This is a genomic window from Stutzerimonas stutzeri, from assembly GCF_000935215.1.
GTDB lineage: Bacteria > Pseudomonadota > Gammaproteobacteria > Pseudomonadales > Pseudomonadaceae > Stutzerimonas.
In genome coordinates, this window is the sequence record NZ_JXXD01000011.1 from 40,379 (window position 1) to 58,243 (window position 17,865).

At 62.5% G+C, this 17,865-nt stretch carries 14 protein-coding genes; 4 read left to right on the forward strand and 10 right to left on the reverse strand.

Annotated elements, in window-relative coordinates; genetic code table 11:
- Positions 1 to 23 precede the first annotated feature (23 nt).
- Complete coding sequence (aceF, locus tag LO50_RS01435; RefSeq protein WP_044313856.1) at positions 24 to 2,030, forward strand: dihydrolipoyllysine-residue acetyltransferase; 2,007 nt, start codon at positions 24 to 26, stop codon at positions 2,028 to 2,030.
- A gap of 87 nt (positions 2,031 to 2,117) precedes the next feature.
- Here aceF and LO50_RS01440 read toward each other — a convergent pair whose 3' ends face one another.
- Entirely contained in the window at positions 2,118 to 2,606 is a 489-nt protein-coding gene (locus LO50_RS01440; protein ID WP_044313857.1) for a hypothetical protein, read from the reverse strand.
- Between the two features lie 149 nt (positions 2,607 to 2,755).
- Between LO50_RS01440 and LO50_RS01445 the strand changes: the two genes are divergently transcribed.
- Together LO50_RS01445 and msrA are read left to right on the forward strand one after the other, a co-directional pair.
- Entirely contained in the window at positions 2,756 to 5,428 is a 2,673-nt protein-coding gene (locus tag LO50_RS01445; RefSeq protein WP_044313858.1) for a bifunctional diguanylate cyclase/phosphodiesterase, read from the forward strand.
- A 111-nt stretch (positions 5,429 to 5,539) separates the two neighbouring features.
- Positions 5,540 to 6,187, forward strand: coding sequence for a peptide-methionine (S)-S-oxide reductase MsrA (gene msrA, locus LO50_RS01450; protein ID WP_044313859.1), 648 nt, complete (start codon positions 5,540 to 5,542; stop codon positions 6,185 to 6,187).
- A 414-nt stretch (positions 6,188 to 6,601) separates the two neighbouring features.
- Here the strand turns inward: msrA and LO50_RS01455 are convergent, their stop codons facing one another.
- The 9 genes from LO50_RS01455 to bioB form a co-directional block, all read right to left on the reverse strand.
- On the reverse strand, positions 6,602 to 8,380 hold the full coding sequence (locus LO50_RS01455; protein WP_044313860.1) for an acyl-CoA dehydrogenase C-terminal domain-containing protein: 1,779 nt from the start codon (positions 8,378 to 8,380) through the stop codon (positions 6,602 to 6,604).
- Between the two features lie 139 nt (positions 8,381 to 8,519).
- Complete coding sequence (locus tag LO50_RS01460) at positions 8,520 to 9,809, reverse strand: GGDEF domain-containing protein (protein ID WP_044313861.1); 1,290 nt, start codon at positions 9,807 to 9,809, stop codon at positions 8,520 to 8,522.
- A 162-nt stretch (positions 9,810 to 9,971) separates the two neighbouring features.
- Positions 9,972 to 11,777 carry a phenylacyl-CoA dehydrogenase gene (locus tag LO50_RS01465; protein ID WP_023445082.1) on the reverse strand — a complete coding sequence of 602 codons (1,806 nt, stop codon included), beginning with the start codon at positions 11,775 to 11,777 and terminating at the stop codon, positions 9,972 to 9,974.
- A gap of 375 nt (positions 11,778 to 12,152) precedes the next feature.
- Complete coding sequence (locus LO50_RS01470) at positions 12,153 to 12,410, reverse strand: hypothetical protein (RefSeq protein ID WP_044313862.1); 258 nt, start codon at positions 12,408 to 12,410, stop codon at positions 12,153 to 12,155.
- An 87-nt stretch (positions 12,411 to 12,497) separates the two neighbouring features.
- Positions 12,498 to 13,184, reverse strand: a complete 687-nt coding sequence (gene bioD / locus LO50_RS01475; protein ID WP_044313863.1) for a dethiobiotin synthase — start codon at positions 13,182 to 13,184, stop codon at positions 12,498 to 12,500.
- A complete protein-coding gene (gene bioC / locus LO50_RS01480) occupies positions 13,184 to 13,999 on the reverse strand; it encodes a malonyl-ACP O-methyltransferase BioC (RefSeq protein ID WP_044313864.1) in 816 nt (271 codons plus the stop codon). The genes bioD and bioC overlap by 1 nt, the downstream gene beginning before the upstream one ends.
- On the reverse strand, positions 13,992 to 14,717 hold the full coding sequence (locus LO50_RS01485; RefSeq protein WP_044313865.1) for an alpha/beta fold hydrolase: 726 nt from the start codon (positions 14,715 to 14,717) through the stop codon (positions 13,992 to 13,994). The genes bioC and LO50_RS01485 overlap by 8 nt, the downstream gene beginning before the upstream one ends.
- Positions 14,710 to 15,888, reverse strand: coding sequence for an 8-amino-7-oxononanoate synthase (bioF, locus tag LO50_RS01490; RefSeq protein ID WP_044313866.1), 1,179 nt, complete (start codon positions 15,886 to 15,888; stop codon positions 14,710 to 14,712). Before bioF ends, LO50_RS01485 begins: the two co-directional genes overlap by 8 nt.
- A gap of 117 nt (positions 15,889 to 16,005) precedes the next feature.
- Positions 16,006 to 17,061, reverse strand: coding sequence for a biotin synthase BioB (gene bioB, locus LO50_RS01495; RefSeq protein WP_044313867.1), 1,056 nt, complete (start codon positions 17,059 to 17,061; stop codon positions 16,006 to 16,008).
- A gap of 93 nt (positions 17,062 to 17,154) precedes the next feature.
- On the opposite strand from bioB, the gene LO50_RS01500 reads away from it, so the two are divergent.
- A complete protein-coding gene (locus LO50_RS01500; protein WP_044313868.1) occupies positions 17,155 to 17,859 on the forward strand; it encodes a ComFC family protein in 705 nt (234 codons plus the stop codon).
- Positions 17,860 to 17,865 lie beyond the last annotated feature (6 nt).

Here is a 17,865-nt window from a genome sequence, read left to right on the forward strand (position 1 = left end):
GCGTGCGCACAGGAGAACCTATTGTGAGTGAAACCATACGCGTACCCGACATCGGCAGCGGTGAGGGTGAAGTAATCGAGTTGTTCGTCAAGGTCGGCGACCGTATCGAAGCGGACCAGAGCATCCTGACGCTGGAGTCCGACAAGGCCAGCATGGAAATCCCGGCACCCAAGGCTGGCGTCGTGAAGGCCTTGAAGGTCAAGCTCGGCGACCGCCTGAAAGAAGGTGACGAGCTACTTGAGCTGGAAAGCGAAGAAGGAACTGACAGCGAAGCGCCGGCGCAAGCCGCGGCCGAGCCTGCCGCTGCCAGCACTGGCGGCCCGACTGATGAAGCCGAAGCACCTACGCCTCCGGGAGATGACAATCCTTCGGCCTCCGCCGAGGAAGGCGAGTCGCAGGAAATCAAGGTTCCGGACATCGGCTCCTCCGGCAAGGCCAGCGTGATCGAGATTTCGGTGAAGGCCGGCGATACCATCGCCGCCGAGCAACCGCTGATCACTCTCGAGTCCGACAAGGCCAGCATGGAGATCCCCTCTCCAGCCGCTGGCGTAGTCGAGAGCATTTCGGTCAAGGTGGGCGACGAAGTCGGTACCGGCGATCTGATCCTGATCCTCAAGGGTACCGCCTCGAGCAAGCCGGCAGCGGCCAGTGCTCCGGCCAGCCAGCCACAAAGCCCGGCCAAGGAGAAACTGACCGAGCAGGCCGCAGAAGCACCGGCCGAAACTGCAGGCGAGTCCGTGGAGGAGGTTCGTATTCCGGACATCGGCTCCAGCGGCAGCGCCAAGGTCATCGAAGTCATGATCAAGGCTGGCGACAGCGTCGAGGCGGACCAGTCGCTGATCACCTTGGAATCCGACAAGGCCAGCATGGAAATTCCGGCGCCCAAGGCGGGCGTGGTGGAGTCGCTGTCGATCAAGGTGGGTGACGATGCCAAGACTGGTGACCTGATCCTGACCCTCAAGGTCCAGGGCTCGGCGCCCGCGAAAAAGGCCGAGAGCAGGCCGCAGGAGGCCGCTTCCCAGCAGCAGGCCGTCGCTCCGAACAAGCAGGGCGTACCGGAGGCGAAGGCCGCGGCGACGCCGGCTCCGGCCGTGAGCGGTCCGAGCAAGGCCGGCACAAAGGTTCACGCCGGGCCGGCGGTTCGCATGACCGCGCGCGAGTACGGCGTCGACCTGGCCGATGTTCCGGCCACCGGTCCCAAGGGCCGGATTCTCAAGGAAGATGTCCAGGCCTACGTCAAAAACATGCTGCACAAGGCCAAGCAGGCTCCGGCAGAAGGTGCCTCGGGCGGTGCCGGCATTCCGCCGATCCCGGCCGTGGACTTCAGCAAGTTCGGCGAAGTCGAAGAAGTCGCGATGTCGCGCCTGATGCAGATCGGCGCAGCCAACCTGCACCGCAGCTGGCTGAACGTACCGCACGTGACCCAGTTCGAATCGGCCGACATCACCGAACTGGAGGCCTTCCGCGTCTCCCAGAAGGCTGCCGCCGAGAAGGCCGGCGTCAAACTCACCGTGCTGCCATTGTTGCTCAAAGCCTGTGCGCATCTGCTCAAGGAGCTGCCGGACTTCAACAGCTCGCTGGCACCAAGCGGCAAGGCGCTGATCCGCAAAAAGTACGTGCACATCGGCTTCGCCGTGGATACTCCGGATGGCCTGATGGTCCCGGTGATCAAGAACGTGGATCAGAAGAGCTTGCTGCAGTTGGCTGGCGAAGCGGCCGAGCTGGCAGAGAAAGCGCGCAGCAAGAAGCTCTCGCCTGACGCCATGCAGGGTGCCTGCTTCACCATTTCCAGCCTTGGCCACATTGGCGGCACCGGCTTCACGCCGATCGTCAACGCGCCGGAAGTGGCGATTCTCGGGGTATCCAAGGCGACGATGCAGCCAGTCTGGGACGGCAAGGCATTCGAGCCGCGCCTGATGTTGCCGCTCTCGCTGTCCTACGATCACCGTGTAATCAACGGGGCTGCTGCCGCACGCTTCACCAAACGGCTGTCGGAGCTGCTGGCGGATATCCGCACCCTGCTGCTGTAACGGCTGAGCCAAACGAAAAACGCCGCATCTTCTGAAGAGGATGCGGCGTTTTCTATTGTGCAGGGATCACGCGCACCAACTGCTGCGTCAACCCTTCTGCAGATTACGAATCAGAAAAGACAGCGCCTTGGCCAGCTCTTCGGCACCCTGCGGGTCGCGCAGAATGACCAGCAAGGGCAGGCCGTCGATGGGGCTGCTGATCGAACAACTGAACCCTTGCGCAGGACACTGATATTGCAGGTAGGGATCAAGCCCGAATACCGACAGACTGCGGTTGCGCACGGCAACACCGCCGCTGCTGCTGCGGACTTCCTCGCGTATGCGCAACTCGCCAGGAGTGGCCACGCTCAGCTCGTAGAGAAAGTCCTGCGGATTGGCCTGACCAACCTGATAACCCGCTCGCAATGCGTAGGTATCGAGCAATCCGTTACTATGCGCGAGCAGCGCTTCGCGATCGCTGCTGGTGAGATAAAGCTTTTTCAATTCAGTGAGATAGCGAACCGACTCATCCGAGCCGAACTCCACCACTTCACTCGCGATCAGAGGTGTTCCGATCACGCAGAGAACCGAGACCATCACTAACTTTGCAAGCCGACTTGTCAGTCCCTGTCGCATGATGCACCCTTGCCGAAATTAATATTATTTAGCCATCGTCCTTCGCTGGAACGGCGCCTGGAGCACAGGCCAGCCCAACTCCGTGGAGCATACTGGAAGCCAACCGCTCGATGAAAATACATACCGATGCCGCCAGCCGTCTGGCGACCGAGGTTGTGACGCAGTTGCCAGTGCCTTCACGGCTCGGCATGCTGCGTTTCGAGCGCTTGAACGAGTCCAGCTGGACACTGCTGTTTCTCGACCCCGCTTGCGAGCGTTATCTCGGTGTTTCCGCCGGCGACCTTTGCTCCCTGGTCGACGCCCCCTACGCCAGCCTGATGGAGCCCAGCGTCCGTCACCAGCTACACGAAGAGATTCAGCAACAGCTGACAGGCCGCAGCCACTATTCAGTCAGCTATCGACTGCACACGCCTGACGGCGTGCAAGACATCACCGAACTCGGCGAAGTTTGCCAGCAGTATGGTCGCGAGCTGCTCAGGGGCTATCTGATGCCCGGACGCCAGCCTGAATCGGATCAGGATCTCAGGGCGCAGAACGCCCGACTGCGCACGGCGCTGCAGCAACATCAGCAAGCCCAGGACGAACACATCGAGCACATGCTGCGCTCGCGCACCCAGCAGAGCCTGATCGTCAGGCTGGCTCGGCATCGCTACGGCTCCGCCAATCCGGAACTGGAAGCGGCACAGCTGATCACCCAGGCCGCCTGCGAAGTCTACGAGCTGAACCGCGCGACAATCTGGCATCTGGACGGCACGCGCCTGGAGCCAGTGTCGTGCTACCGACTCGACAGCGACCATTACGAAACGCCCTCAGCCCTGGAACTCGCACCCTTTCCCCGCTACTTGCAGGCGCTGCAGAGCGGTCGCGCCGTCGATGCGCAGGACGTGTCCCAGGATCACCGCACCTGCGAACTTGACCAGCTTATCTATCGCCCGCAGGGCGTTCGCTCGATCCTGGACGCCAGCATTCGAGTCGGTGGGGAGGTAATCGGCGTTCTCAGCCTGCAACACACAGGCAAACCGCGCGCATGGCAGGCCGACGAGATCGCCTTCGCCGGCGAGCTGGCCGATCAGTATGCGCAGGTGCTGGCCAATCAGCAGCGGCTCAGCGCAACCCATATGCTCGGCCTGTTCCAGCGCGCCGTGGAACAGAGCGCCAGCGCCTTCATCCTGGTCGACCGAGAAGGCCGGGTGGAATATGTGAATCCGGCATTCACCGTCATCAGCCAGTTTTCCTCAGCCGAGGTACGCGGTCAGCGTCTGGCCGAACTGAAGGCTCTGGAAAACCTCGGCGAGCTACTGTTCGACACCTCTTCGGTACTTGCCCACAGCAACAGCTGGCAGGGCGAGTTCCGCTCCCGACGCAAGAACCTCGAGCCGTACTGGGGTCAGCTTTCCATCTCCAAGGTCTTCAATGAAGACGGCGCGCTGACCCACTACATCGGCATCTACGAGGACATCACCCGCAGCAAACTGGCGCATCAGCATATCGAGCGCCTGGCCTATACCGACAACCTGACCAACCTGGGCAATCGCCCGTACTTCATTCGCAGCATCGAGGAGCGCTTTGCCGCCGGGGCCGAGCCCAGGCTCTGCCTGTTGCTGGTGGACATCGACAACTTCAAGCGCATCAACGACAGCCTCGGCCACCAGACCGGCGACAAGCTGCTCACCAGCCTTGCCCGCCGACTGCGCAACGGACTCAGCCAGCAGGCCGTACTGGCACGCTTTGCCAGCAACGAGTTCGCCCTGCTGTTCGATGACAAGGGACTGGATGAAGGCGTCCGCCTGGCAGACCAGGTGCTGCGCATCCTCGATAAGCCGCTATTCGTCGACAAGCAGCTGATCAGCGTCAGCGGGTCACTGGGGCTGGCGTGCTCGCCTCAGCACGGGCGTGACCCGGAAACGCTGATGAAGCATGCCGGGCAAGCGCTGCACAAGGCCAAGGCGAACGGCAAGAACCAGGTGCAGATATTTACCGAAGCCCTGCATGCCGAAGCCAACTACAAGCTGTTCGTCGAGAACAACCTGCGCCGTGCGCTGCTGCAGAACGAGTTGGAGGTGTTCTACCAGCCCAAGCTATGCCTGCATACCGGCCGGCTGCAGGGGCTGGAAGCGCTGCTGCGCTGGAACCATCCGGAAAAGGGCATGATCCGCCCGGATCAGTTCATCAGCGTCGCGGAAGAAACCGGGCTGATCATCCCGATCGGCAAGTGGGTCGCGCGGGAAGCTTGCCGGATGGGCGTCACCCTTTCCGCGCTAGGCCTTGGCACACCCCAGATCGCAATCAACCTTTCACCCAAGCAGTTCTCGGATCCGGATCTGCTTGGCACGATCGCCGCAATTCTGCTCGAAGAGCAACTTCCCGCCGCGCAGCTGGAGCTGGAGCTGACAGAAAGCCTCCTGCTCGAAGCCACCGAGGAAACCCGACAGCAGCTGATCGGCCTCAAGGCGCTCGGCCTGACGCTGGCCATGGACGACTTCGGCACGGGGTATTCCTCGCTGAGCTACCTGAAGAAATTCCCCATCGACGTGATCAAGATCGATCGCAGCTTTATCAAGGACATCCCCGGCAACCAGGACGACGTGGAGATCACCTCGGCAGTGATCGCCATGGCCCGCAAGCTGCACCTGAAGGTCGTCGCTGAAGGAATCGAAACACCGGAGCAGCTGAAATTCCTGCGTCGTCATCGCTGTGATATCGGTCAGGGCTACCTGTTCGACAAGCCGATCCCCGGCAACATCCTGACCGAGGCTCTGCGCCGCTATCCCCAATGGTGCTGAGCGCCAGTCGTTTGCGCAGAACTCTGCGACGCGTGGTAGCCGTGGCGCTTTCACTGACTCCCGGGCTTTTGTAGCCTAGCTCGTCAGCCACCTTCCCCGCTCGAGGCTCGCATGTCGCTACGCTCGCAGATTCTGATCAACAAACAGGCACTGCCCACCGCCGAGCAGGCCTTGCCCGGCCGCTCGACACCCATACCGGTCCCCCCCGCCCACTACGTCAATGGCAACCCGCTGCAGCCACCCTTTCCAGCAGGGCTTTGCCAGGCGGTGTTTGGCATGGGCTGCTTCTGGGGAGCGGAACGCCGGTTTTGGGAGCAGCCGGGAGTCTGGACGACGGCTGTCGGCTATGCCGGAGGCCTGACCCCGAACCCGACGTACGATGAAGTCTGTTCCGGGCTTACCGGGCATACGGAGGCGGTACTGGTGGTCTTCGATCCTCAGCAGATCGACTACGGCACGCTGCTACGCGTTTTCTGGGAGGCACACAACCCGACCCAGGGGATGCGGCAGGGTAACGATGTCGGCAGCCAGTACCGTTCGGCGATCTACTGCATGGATGCACAGCAGCGCCGCGAGGCAGAGGCAAGCCGTGAACGTTTCCAGCGGCAACTAAGCGCAGCGGGCTTTCCGGCCATCACCACCGAGATAGACGATGCACCGTCGTTCTACTACGCAGAGGCCTATCACCAGCAGTATCTGGCAAAGAATCCTGGGGGATATTGCGGGCTTGGTGGGACCGGTGTGTGCCTGCCGAATTGATGCCGAGGGAAGTCGGGCTAAGCCTAAGCGGTCGCAAGGCCGCCTGAATGGCTGACTGCTGGCATAAGAACTAAGCAGAAAAGAAAAACCCCGCCGAAGCGGGGCTCTGCAGACTGAATCCTGACATCCATGATCGCGCGCCATCCTGGCGCCGCTCCCTGTGTGGTCCGTTTTATTGATTTGCGCTTTCCATGCGCCACGTCCTTAAGCAGTAGATTACCGTCAGACCTTGTGAGCCTGTAGTAGCCATTGTGCATCACGCCTTGTAAGCCTTTTCCTACATCGCGTCATCCTTGATGCAATGCTGTAAGTCCAGGCTTACATGGTGCGGTTTTTATGACCTGAAGGGCGGCTTAATCGTTCCGCGTCATGGCCAAATAATTTCATATTGCCTTTAGATTAAGCCGCGGCTTCTCAGAATTGAGCAGCGTCGAGCAGGTACAGCGACTCGCTTCCGGCCTTGACCGAAGCACTCAGCGAATGAATTCGCGGCAACAGGCGAGCAAAGTAGAAACGCGCGGTTCCCAGCTTGCTCTGGTAGAAGTCGCCTTCATCCTGTTTGGCGAATGCCGTCGCCGCCATGCGTGCCCACATGTACGCATAAGCGGTGTAGCCGAACACGTGCAGGTACTCCACCGAGGCGGCGCCGATTTCGTTCGGATTCACCTTGGCCTGATCGATGACCCAGGCGGTCAGCTCATCCAGATTGTCCATGGCAGCCTTGAGGGGCTCGGTGAACTCCGCCAGCTCTGGAGCGGCATCAGCGATGAATGCACGAATTTCATCGACGAAGGCCTGATACATGGTGCCACCACTGCCGACGATCTTGCGCCCAACCAGGTCCAGCGCTTGAATGCCGTTGGTGCCCTCGTAGATCTGAGTAATGCGGCAGTCACGCACCAGCTGCTCCTGGCCCCACTCGCGGATGAAGCCATGGCCGCCGAAAATCTGCTGCCCATGTACCGTGGTTTCCAGCCCCATGTCAGTGAGGAAGGCCTTGGCTACCGGTGTCAGCAGCGCCACCTGCGCCTCGGCTCGCAGTCGCGCCTCGTCATCGTCACTGAACTTGGCGATATCGAGCTGCAGCGCGACATAACTGGAGAACGCGCGACCACCCTCGTTCAGCGCCTTCATGGTCAGCAGCATGCGGCGTACATCCGGATGCACGATGATCGGATCGGCTGCCTTGTCCTGCGCAACCGGCCCGGTCGGTGCGCGGCTCTGGATACGCTCGCGGGCATACTCGATGGCGCTCTGATAGGAGCGCTCGCCAGTCGACAGGCCCTGAATACCGACGCCCAGACGCTCGTAGTTCATCATGGTGAACATCGCTGCGAGGCCCTTGTTCGGCTCGCCGACCATCCAGCCGGTGGCACCGTCGAAGTTCATCACGCAGGTCGCCGAGGCCTGGATACCCATCTTGTGCTCGATGGAACCGCAGGACAGCGAGTTGCGCTCACCTAGGGTACCGTCCTCGTTGACCATCACCTTCGGCACCAAGAACAACGAGATGCCGCGGGAGCCAGCTGGCGCATCCGGCAGCTTGGCCAGCACCAGGTGGATGATGTTCTCGGTCAGGTCATGCTCGCCGCCGGTGATGAATATCTTGGTGCCGCTGATCTTGTAGGAGCCGTCTGCCTGCGGCTCGGCCTTGGTGCGGATGATGCCCAGGTCGGTACCGGCATGAGGTTCGGTCAGACACATGGAGCCGGACCAGACACCGGCATACATGTTCGGCAGGTACTTCTGCTTGAGCTCCTCGCTGGCGTGGGCGTAGATCGACAGGCAGGCGCCGGACGTCAGCATCGGATAGAGGCCGAAGGCCAGGCTGGCGGAGTTCATCATCTCCTCAACCTGAGCCGAGATGACCTTGGGCATACCCATCCCGCCGAACGCCGGATCGCCACCGACACCGACCCAGCCGCCTTCGGCGTATAGCTGATAAGCCTCGCGGTAGCCGGCGGGCGTAGAAACCGCCCCGGCGTCCCAGCGGCAGCCTTCTTCGTCACCGCTGCGGTTGAGCGGCGCGATGCTGTTGGCGGTGATCTTGCCAGCTTCCTCGAGAATTGCATCGGCCGTCTCGGCATCGACCACCTCGGCCAGCGCTGGCAGCGACTGCCAGAGTTTCGGCGCGTCGAAGACTTCATTCAGGACAAAACGCATGTCGCGCAGCGGCGCTTGGTAGTCAGCCATGGCAAGGTTCCTCGCAAGACACTGGGTTGCGGCCACTATGGGCCGTTTCCAGCGAGTCTAACCGAATAACCAGGACAGGATTAAGCGTCTTTTTATGACCAGATAGTTTTGACCAGTCACTATCAATACCGATGCAACCCTAACGCGAATGCTCGGCCATGCGCACCGCGCCGCGGCCACTGCCATGCGCTCGCAAACAGTTTCTTCCTGCTTTTTTTGCACTGTACAGCGCTTGGTCGGCGGCCTTGATCACCTCTTCCGGACTGCGCTGCTCGCCTTGTCGCTCCGCCACTCCGATGCTGATGGTCACCGAGACCTGGTTCGCCGACGCCGCTCCCCGGGCCATACGGCCGCGACGATCATCCTTCGGCCGATTGTCTGCGTCACGCAGCTGCAGGGCATAAGCCTCCACCGACTGGCGTACCGCATCGAGGTGCGGCAGGCACTCCTCGATACTGTGCCCAGGAAATACCAAAGTGAATTCCTCACCGCCATAACGATAGGCGCGCCCACCGCCGCCGATCTTGCGCAGCCGGCTGGCAACCATCTTCAGCACCTGATCACCGACGTCGTGACCATAGGTATCGTTGAAGCGCTTGAAGTGGTCCACGTCAGCCATCGCCAGCACGTACTGCCGCCCCAGGCGCTGCAGTCGCTCATTCAGAGCGCGACGCCCAGGCAAGCCGGTCAGCTCGTCACGAAAGGCCATGAGATAAGCCTCATGAGCGATTGCCGTCACCAGCATCAGCAGCACATGGCTGCTCAGAATGTTGAGGGCGGCATAGCGGCTGAACGTCTGCGGCAGCATCAGCAGAATGCCGAGCAGCGCGATGATCTGCGCCGCATGGGAAGGTCGCGGCTGGCGAAGGTACTGGACGATCAGCAATACCAGCGCCACGAGGAACACCGGATACGCCAGCTGGATGAGCGGTAGCCAGTCGGCCTTGAGCGCGGGCCAGCGAATCACCACCAGCCAGGCATGTAACGCTTCCGGAAACCGCTTTGCCAGCGCCACGGCGACGACGCCGACGGCAAACAGCACGGCGGCACGGGCCAGGCCGTCCTGCGCCAGGTGACTGCGCTCTCGCCACACGCCATACAGGCCGTAAAGCAGCGGCAGCAGCAAGCTGCAGAGATGAAAGGTCAGTGCAGCATCGTCCAGCAGAGTGCCATGCGCCCGGTAGTGATCGGCGTGGATATCGAGGAGGAAATAGGCAAGATAGACGCAGAGCAGCAGAAACAGCTCGCGGATGCGGCCGTACATCATGCAAAGCGCACCGCCGAGCAACAGCAGTACGGTCGGCAGGACGTTATAGAGCGACGTGAAGAACTCGTTCAGCGAAACCTGACGCGCGATGACCTCTCCGCCGAGCAACAGGGCCAATGGCGCGAGAAAATGGCTGAAGCGAGGCGGGACGGTACGCGACACGGCAACTCCGGCATGCTGCCGAGAAAAGCTAGCATTTTGCCTTCTTGCTACCCGTTGTGCAGCCGAAATACCGGCGAAGATGCGGCAAAAGCAATACAACGTCTGGATTGGGCACAAAAAAGCCGCTGCAAAGCAGCGGCTTTTCTTTACAACCTCAACCCGTCAGTAACCGAGAGCGAAGTCTTCCTCAGCCATCTGCATCAGGTTGTCGGCACCGGACAGCATGGCGTCGACATGCATGCGGGTACGCGGCAGGATGCGCTGGAAGTAGAATCGCGCGGTCTGCAGCTTGGCCTTGTAGAACGCCTCCTCGGAGGTGCCCTCAGCCAGTTTCTCGGCAGCAACCCGAGCCATGTCAGCCCAGAAATAGGCGAGACAGGCGTAGCCGGAATACATGCAGTAGTCGACCGACGCCGCACCGACCATTTCACGATCCTTCATGGCGGCCATGCCGATCTTCATGGTCAGCTCGCCCCACTCCTTGTTCAGCTGATTCAGGGGGGTAACGAACTCCTTGATGGCTTCGTTGCCTTCCTGGTTCTGGCAGAACTTGTGCACGATCTTGGTGAAGGACTTCAGCGCCTCGCCCTGGGTCATCAGCACCTTGCGGCCCAACAGATCCAGCGCCTGGATACCGGTGGTGCCCTCGTACAGCATGGAGATACGCGCGTCACGCACGTTCTGCTCCATGCCCCACTCGGCGATGAAGCCGTGACCACCGTAGATCTGCACGCCGTGGTTGGCAGCTTCGAAGCCTACTTCGGTCATGAACGCCTTGGCGATCGGCGTGAGGAAGGCCAGCAGCGTGTCGGCCTGCTTCTTCTGCTCTTCATCCTGGCTGTTCTTGACGATGTCGACCTGCTTGGCGGTGAAGTAGACCATCGCGCGGTTGCCCTCGGCGAACGCCTTCATGGTCAACAGCATGCGACGCACGTCCGGATGCACAATGATCGGGTCGGCTGGCTTTTCCGGCGCCTTGGGGCCGCTCAGCGCACGCATCTGCAGGCGCTCACGAGCGTACTTGATGCCGCCCTGGAAACCGATCTCGGCATGTGCCAGACCCTGCAGTGCGGTACCCAGACGTGCGGTGTTCATAAAGGTGAACATCGCGTTCAGGCCCTTGTTCGGCGGACCGATCAGAAAGCCGGTGGCGCCGTCGAAGTTCATGACGCAGGTCGCGTTGCCGTGGATGCCCATCTTGTGTTCAAGCGATCCGCAGTTCACACCGTTGCGCTCGCCCTTCTCGCCTTCGGCGTTGGGCAGGAACTTGGGCACGATGAACAGAGAGATGCCCTTGGTGCCAGCCGGAGCATCGGGCAGGCGAGCCAGAACAATATGGACGATGTTCTCGGCCATGTCGTGTTCACCGGAGGAGATGAAGATCTTGGTGCCGTTCAGCTTGTAGCTGCCGTCGGCCTGGGGCTCCGCCTTGGTGCGCAACATGCCCAGATCGGTACCGCAGTGCGGCTCGGTCAGGCACATGGTGCCGGTCCACTGGCCGGACACAAGCTTGCTCAGATAGGTGTGCTTCTGATCGTCGGTACCGTGGGTAGCGATGGTGTTCATGCAGCCATGAGACAGGCCGGGGTACATGCCCCAGGACCAGTTGGCCTGACCGATCATTTCGCTGATCGCCAGACCGAGGGACTCGGGCAGACCCTGACCGCCGTGGTCGACGTCATGGGCCAGGCTCGGCCAGCCGCCTGCCACGTACTGCTCATAAGCTTCCTTGAAACCGGTCGGCGTCTTCACGCCCGACTCGCTCCAGGTGCAGCCTTCGATGTCGCCGACGCGATTCAGCGGAGCGAGTACCTGCTCACAGAACTTCGCGCCCTCATCGAGAATCGCGTTGACCATGTCCGGGGTGGCGTCTTCACATCCCGGAAGGCTCTGATAGTGCGCTTCGTAGCCGAGCAGCTCGTCACGTACGAAACGGATATCGCGCAAGGGGGCCTTGTAGTCGGGCATAGCGTAAACCTCAGCGGTGAGTTCTTGTAACAAGCTGACCGGGCGACCCAGCCATCTGAATTCGATTTCGACCGTCGGACTACCAGCCCGAAGGGTCAAACAGGCGTTTGAAACATACGTTTCGACCTGAGCGATGTCAAGCGCGGAACAGGGCACCACTTATCGGCTGAATCAGCCAAATTCAGGTCGAGCGAAGGCCACGCCTGGCGAAATTCGGGAATAGGAACTCTGATGTTGCAAAGACGCAGCAAGCCCGGCGCCTGCCGAGCTGACTGGCAGGAACGAAGATGCAGGAAGGAGAAAAGCGAAGCTGGCCGAGCGCATGAATGACGACTCGAATCAGCAAGGAGAATCGATGAGCGCCGGAGGACGCGATCAGGCCTGGGTATCGATCAGCGTGCCGAGGACTTCGTCAGCGCTCTGGATCATACGGGCACCTGCCTTGGCACTGTGTTCACCGACCTTCAACTGGATGAGCTGCTCGGTGATTTCGGCGATTTCGGTGACCGCCTGGGAGTTGCCCAGCACTGGCGCGTTGGCGGAGGCGATGGAAGAAGCGGCCTGCTCGACGCGCTGCTGACCGCCCTGGTAGGCACTGAGGCCCGCGCCCAGAAGGTTATTGGTGATTTGCATGGTGACTCCACGCGCTATCAGGTTGCCAGCATTCAAGCAGATGCCGACACGTACCGCAAGGCGCGAGTCGCCGCAATGCGCGTCCGCTCACACCGGCTGCAACGCGGGCAACGTCAGGTAGCGCGCGACCTGACGCGCCGTTGGCGCAGCGAGGCGAGGCACCTGGCCAAGGCAGGGTGCCGGTAGCAGCTCAGCGAGCGTGGCGAGGTTGTCATCCAGCCGCGACGTGGCAGGGTCGATGATATTCGCCACCCAGCCAGCCAGCGCCAGCCCGTCGCGGGCGATCGCTTCAGCACTGAGCAGCGCATGGTTGATACAACCCAAGCGCACCCCTACTACGAGAATGACCGGTAAACCCAGCGCCGCGGGCAATGCCGACAGATGCTCACGCGCATTCAGCGGGACTCGCCAGCCTCCCGCGCCCTCGACCAGAGTGACGCCGGCCTGCCGGGCCATTACCGGTTGCACGGCCTCGATCAGACGAGCGGCGGTCAGTTCGACACCCGCTTCGCGGGCGGCTATATGCGGGGCAATGGCCGGCTCGAACGCGAACGGATTGACCGTCGCATAGTCCAGCGCAAGGCTGCATTCGGCCAGCAGGGCCAGCGCATCGCTGTTACGTAAACCCTGCTCGGTCCTTTCGCAGCCTGAGGCGACCGGCTTCACCGCCGCGGTGGACAACCCCGCCAGGCGCGCTGCATACAGCAGGCCCGCGGCGATAGTGGTCTTGCCAACATCGGTATCGGTGCCGGCAATGAAGAAAGCGCGATGCATCATGGCTCCTTGTGCAGAATGCCGTAGATCACCTGGTAGGTCGCCGGAAGCCCCTCGGGACGGCGGAATCCTTCGTAGGCCTCGACCAGCGCGCGGATGCGTGCACGCCCGGTCAGTCCATCCGGGCGACCCGGATTCAGGTTGTGCGCCCCCAGCGCCTTGAGCTCATGGGTCAGCTGGCGCAGATCGGGGAAATGCAGCACTTCCGGGCGCACTTCGAGACTCGCCAATCCAAGACCGCAGCCCCTACACAGCGTCTGGTAGGCCTCCCGCGAGCGGAAGCGGTTGACGTGAGCGAAGCCGTCCACCGCCTGCCAGCTGTCCCGCAGCTCCTGCAGGGTACCGCTGCACAGACTGGTGAAGGCAAAGATGCCGCCCGGACGCAGCACCCGCCGCACTTCGCTCAGCACGCTGGCGAAATCCTCGCACCACTGCAGGGCCAGGCTCGAATAGATCAGGTCGACAGTGCCATCACGCAGCGGCAGCCGCTCGGCGTCACCGGTGACGAAATGCCGTGCGCCGCCCTGCGGCCGTGCATGGCGCAGCATGCCCTCGGCGATATCCAGTGCCAGGCCATCGGCCTCCGGAAAGGCCGCAGCCAGGACGCGGGAGAAGTAGCCGGTGCCGCTGCCGAGATCGAGCCAGCGGCCGGGTTGCCGAGTGGAGGGCAGTCGGGCCAGCAATTGATTGCCGACCTGTCGCTGCAGCGCGGCGACGCTGTCGTAACTGCCCGCAGCACGGGAAAACGATGCCGCGACCTGGCGCTTATCAGGCAACTGCGCCGGCGAACGCTCGCTGAGCGATGCTTCAGTCATCCTCGCCATCACCCATAAACGCCAGCATTGCCGTCGCCACGTCGTCGGCACGCTCCAGCGGCAGGCCGTGGCTGGCATTGGCCAGCACATCGACTTCCACATCCGGCAGACAGGCCAGCAGCGCATCTGCCGCTGAAGACGGCACCAGCGCATCACCATCGGCGAACAGATGCAGCTGTGGCCCCACATAACCTTGCAGCGCCTCGCGGCCGTCCAGCTCGGCGAGCAGGCGCAGACCCGCGGCCGACACCGCCTGCGGCTGCTCGAGCAGGCTAACCTGCAGTTGCCGCGCCAGCGTGCGCGGATCGTAGGCACTGCGACTGCACAGCAGGCTGAAGCGCTTGAGCGTGTCATCCGGCCCGAGGAGGAAGGCCTCCTCGAAGGCATCGAACACTTCGGCAGGCATCGCCGTCGGCCAGTCGTCACGGCTGCGGAAGCAGGGGTTGCTACAGATGGTGATCAGGCCAGGGCAGTTGTCGCCACGGCGTGCTGCCAGCTGCGTGGCCAGCATTCCGCCCAGGGACCAGCCCGCTATCCAGCTGTCGACGGGCAGCCGTGCATCCAGCTCGTCGAGCCAGGCATCTGGTCGTTCCAGCGCCGGCAGCGGGACAATGTCGACCTGCAGCCGCGGCTCACGATCACGCAACAGCTCGGCCAGGGGCTCCAGAGCAGCCGGGCCGAACGCCCAGCCTGGCAGAAGAATCAGTCGATCACGCATCGTCGCTCTCCTTGGGCAACAAGGCCCAGCACTCGGCCAGCGCCTCCAACAGGCGCTCGAGCTGCGCATCGCTGTGGCTTGCGGTGAAGGTGATCCGCAACCGTGCGCTGCCGGCCGGAACGGTCGGCGGGCGAATGGCGCCGACCAGGATGCCGCGTTCGCGCAGCAATGCCGACAGCCTTAACGCCCGTTCGCTGCTGCCCACCAGCACCGGCTGGATCGGCGTCGGACTGTCCATCAGCGTCAGTCCGATCTGCTGCGCGCCCTCGCGGAAACGCGCGACCAACCGGTTCAGATGCGCTCGGCGCCAGCCTTCGCTGCGCAGCAGCTCCAGGCTTTTGAGTGTGGCACAGGCCACCGCAGGCGGCTGGCTGGTGGTGTAGATGTACGGTCGCGCGAACTGGATCAGCGTTTCGATCAGCGCCTCGCTACCGGCGACAAAGGCGCCTGCGGTGCCAAACGCCTTGCCCAGCGTACCGACCAGTACCGGAACGTCATCCATGCCCAGACCGAAATGCTCGACGATGCCGGCGCCCGTCGCGCCCAGCGGACCGAAGCCATGGGCATCGTCGACCATCACCCAGGCGCCACGCTGCTTCGCCGTGGCACAAATCGCCGGCAGTTCTGCGAGATCGCCGTCCATGCTGAATACGCCATCGGTCACCACCAGAGTATTGCCGCTGGCTTTCTCCAGGCGCTTGGCGAGGCTTTCGGCATCGTTGTGCAGGTAGCGCGAGAAGCGCGCGCCGGAGAGCAAACCGGCGTCGAGCAGGGAGGCGTGATTGAGGCGATCCTGCAGCACCGTATCGCCCTGCCCGACCAACGCCGTCACCGCAGCCAGATTCGCCATATAACCGGTGGAAAAAAGCAGCGCCCGTGGTCGGCCGGTGAATTCGGCAAGGGCTTCCTCGAGCTGGTGATGCGGCATGCTGTGGCCGATCACCAGATGCGAGGCGCCGCCGCCCACACCCCACTTCGCAGCGCCCTGCTGCATGGCGTCAATCACCTCGGGATGATTGGCGAGGCCCAGATAGTCGTTGGAACAGAACGCCAGCAGGCGGTCGCCATCGACCATCACCTCCGGCTGCTGCGGCGCTTCCAGCAGCGGACGTTGACGATAGAGATGGGCCGCGCGGCGCTCGGCGAGACGGGCGGAGAGATCGAAGCTCATGGGTGCACCGAGAGGAGGTGGTTGACCACGCGCGGGTCATCCAGCCTGCAAATGGGTTGGCCAGGCCAGCGGCGGACGCGTGCAACCGATGCCGCACTCATCCACCGGACCCGATCATCAGACCGCGGCGTTGTAGAACAGCTTGCTGTCGCGCTGTTCGATCAGCGCCTGCTCGATGGCCGCCTGGTGTACTTCGTCGGCATGCTCGTGGCGCTCTTCCGGCTTGATGCCCAGACGCGCGAACAGCTGCATGTCCTTGTCCGCCTGCGGATTGGCGGTGGTCAGCAGCTTCTCGCCGTAGAAGATCGAGTTGGCACCAGCGAAGAAGGCCAAGGCCTGCATCTGCTCGTTCATCTGCTCGCGTCCGGCGGACAGCCGCACATGGGATTTCGGCATCATGATCCGCGCTACGGCTAGCATGCGGATGAAGTCGAACGGGTCGACGTCCTGCTCTTCGGCCAACGGGGTGCCCTTGACCTTGACCAGCATGTTGATCGGCACCGATTCCGGGTGCTCAGGCAGGTTGGCCAGCTGGATCAGCAGGCCGGCGCGATCGTCCAGCGACTCGCCCATGCCGAGAATTCCGCCGGAGCAGATCTTCATCCCCGCCTCGCGCACGTAGCTCAACGTCTCCAGACGCTCGCCATAGGTGCGGGTGGTGATGATGTTGCCGTAGTACTCCGGCGAGGTATCAAGATTGTGGTTGTAGTAGTCCAGGCCTGCTACTGCCAGCGCCTTGGTCTGCTCCTGATCGAGCTTACCGAGGGTCATGCAGGTTTCCAGGCCCATGGCCTTGACCCCTTCGACCATCTTCAGCACGTAGGGCATGTCCTTGGCAGACGGGTGCTTCCAGGCGGCGCCCATGCAGAAGCGCGTCGAGCCGATGGCCTTGGCTTCGGCCGCCGCCTCCAGCACCTTCTGCACCTCCATCAGCTTTTCCTTGTCCAGGCCGGTGTTGTAATGGCCGGATTGCGGGCAGTACTTGCAGTCTTCCGGGCAGGCGCCGGTCTTGATCGACAGCAGCGTGGACACCTGCACGCGGTTGGCATCGAAGTGCTGACGGTGCACGGTCTGCGCCTGGAACAGCAGATCGTTGAAGGGTTGCTCGAAGAGCGCCTTGACCTCGGCGAGGGTCCAATCGTGACGCGTAATGGAGGCGGAGGTGGCGCTCATGGGCATTCCTTGTAATTAATAGCGGCTCGGCGGCCTGGCACGGATGCGGAATGTTTAGCCAAGCTCGATACGCTGTCAACCAGGAAAGGAATCATGGTTTACAACTGGTCAATTAATATACAGCACTGCCTGCTGTGCGATGAACCTTGCGACGGTCACCCACTGTGCGGCCCTTGCGAAGCCGAACTGCCCTGGCTCGATGGCCGGTGTGCAACCTGTGCCGTGCCACTGCCGACACACGGGCTGGCCTGCGGCGAATGCCAGAAAAGGCCGCCAAGCTATGACCACGTCGAGGTGCCCTGGCGCTTCGCCTTTCCCGTGGATGCGCTGATCACCCGTTTCAAGCATCAGGCGCGCTGGCCGTTTGGGCGATTGCTTGGCGAGCGGCTGGGGCTGCATCTGCAGCACGCCTTCACCGACGGGCTGCCGCAGCCTGATCTTCTCGTGCCGGTGCCGCTGGCCCGCCGACGCCTGCGCCAACGCGGCTTCAATCAGGCGCAGATGCTCGCCCAGTGGCTGGGCGGCGCGCTGAAACTGCCGGTCGACGAGCATCTGCTGGAACGCGTCGTCGATACGCCCCCGCAGCAGCAACTGGACGCCGCCACGCGACGGCGAAATCTGCGCCAGGCGTTTTGCCTGGCGCCGGGCAACGACATCAAGGGCCGCCATCTGGCGCTGATCGACGACGTGCTGACCACCGGTGCGACCGCCGAGGCGCTGGCGCGACTGCTCAAGCGTGCGGGTGCGGTTCGAGTGGACGTCTACTGCCTGGCACGCACGCCCAAGCCAGGCGACTGATAGCGG

What these genes read in the sequence shown, in the direction of transcription:
- LO50_RS01440 (WP_044313857.1), bottom strand. Translation starts at nt 2,606, where the DNA reads ATGGTCTCGGTTCTCTGCGTGATCGGAACACCTCTGATCGCGAGTGAA.
- LO50_RS01445 (WP_044313858.1), top strand. Translation starts at nt 2,756, where the DNA reads ATGAAAATACATACCGATGCCGCCAGCCGTCTGGCGACCGAGGTTGTG.
- msrA (WP_044313859.1), top strand. Translation starts at nt 5,540, where the DNA reads ATGTCGCTACGCTCGCAGATTCTGATCAACAAACAGGCACTGCCCACC.
- LO50_RS01455 (WP_044313860.1), bottom strand. Translation starts at nt 8,380, where the DNA reads ATGGCTGACTACCAAGCGCCGCTGCGCGACATGCGTTTTGTCCTGAAT.
- LO50_RS01465 (WP_023445082.1), bottom strand. Translation starts at nt 11,777, where the DNA reads ATGCCCGACTACAAGGCCCCCTTGCGCGATATCCGTTTCGTACGTGAC.
- LO50_RS01470 (WP_044313862.1), bottom strand. Translation starts at nt 12,410, where the DNA reads ATGCAAATCACCAATAACCTTCTGGGCGCGGGCCTCAGTGCCTACCAG.
- bioD (WP_044313863.1), bottom strand. Translation starts at nt 13,184, where the DNA reads ATGCATCGCGCTTTCTTCATTGCCGGCACCGATACCGATGTTGGCAAG.
- bioC (WP_044313864.1), bottom strand. Translation starts at nt 13,999, where the DNA reads ATGACTGAAGCATCGCTCAGCGAGCGTTCGCCGGCGCAGTTGCCTGAT.
- LO50_RS01485 (WP_044313865.1), bottom strand. Translation starts at nt 14,717, where the DNA reads ATGCGTGATCGACTGATTCTTCTGCCAGGCTGGGCGTTCGGCCCGGCT.
- bioF (WP_044313866.1), bottom strand. Translation starts at nt 15,888, where the DNA reads ATGAGCTTCGATCTCTCCGCCCGTCTCGCCGAGCGCCGCGCGGCCCAT.
- bioB (WP_044313867.1), bottom strand. Translation starts at nt 17,061, where the DNA reads ATGAGCGCCACCTCCGCCTCCATTACGCGTCACGATTGGACCCTCGCC.
- LO50_RS01500 (WP_044313868.1), top strand. Translation starts at nt 17,155, where the DNA reads ATGGTTTACAACTGGTCAATTAATATACAGCACTGCCTGCTGTGCGAT.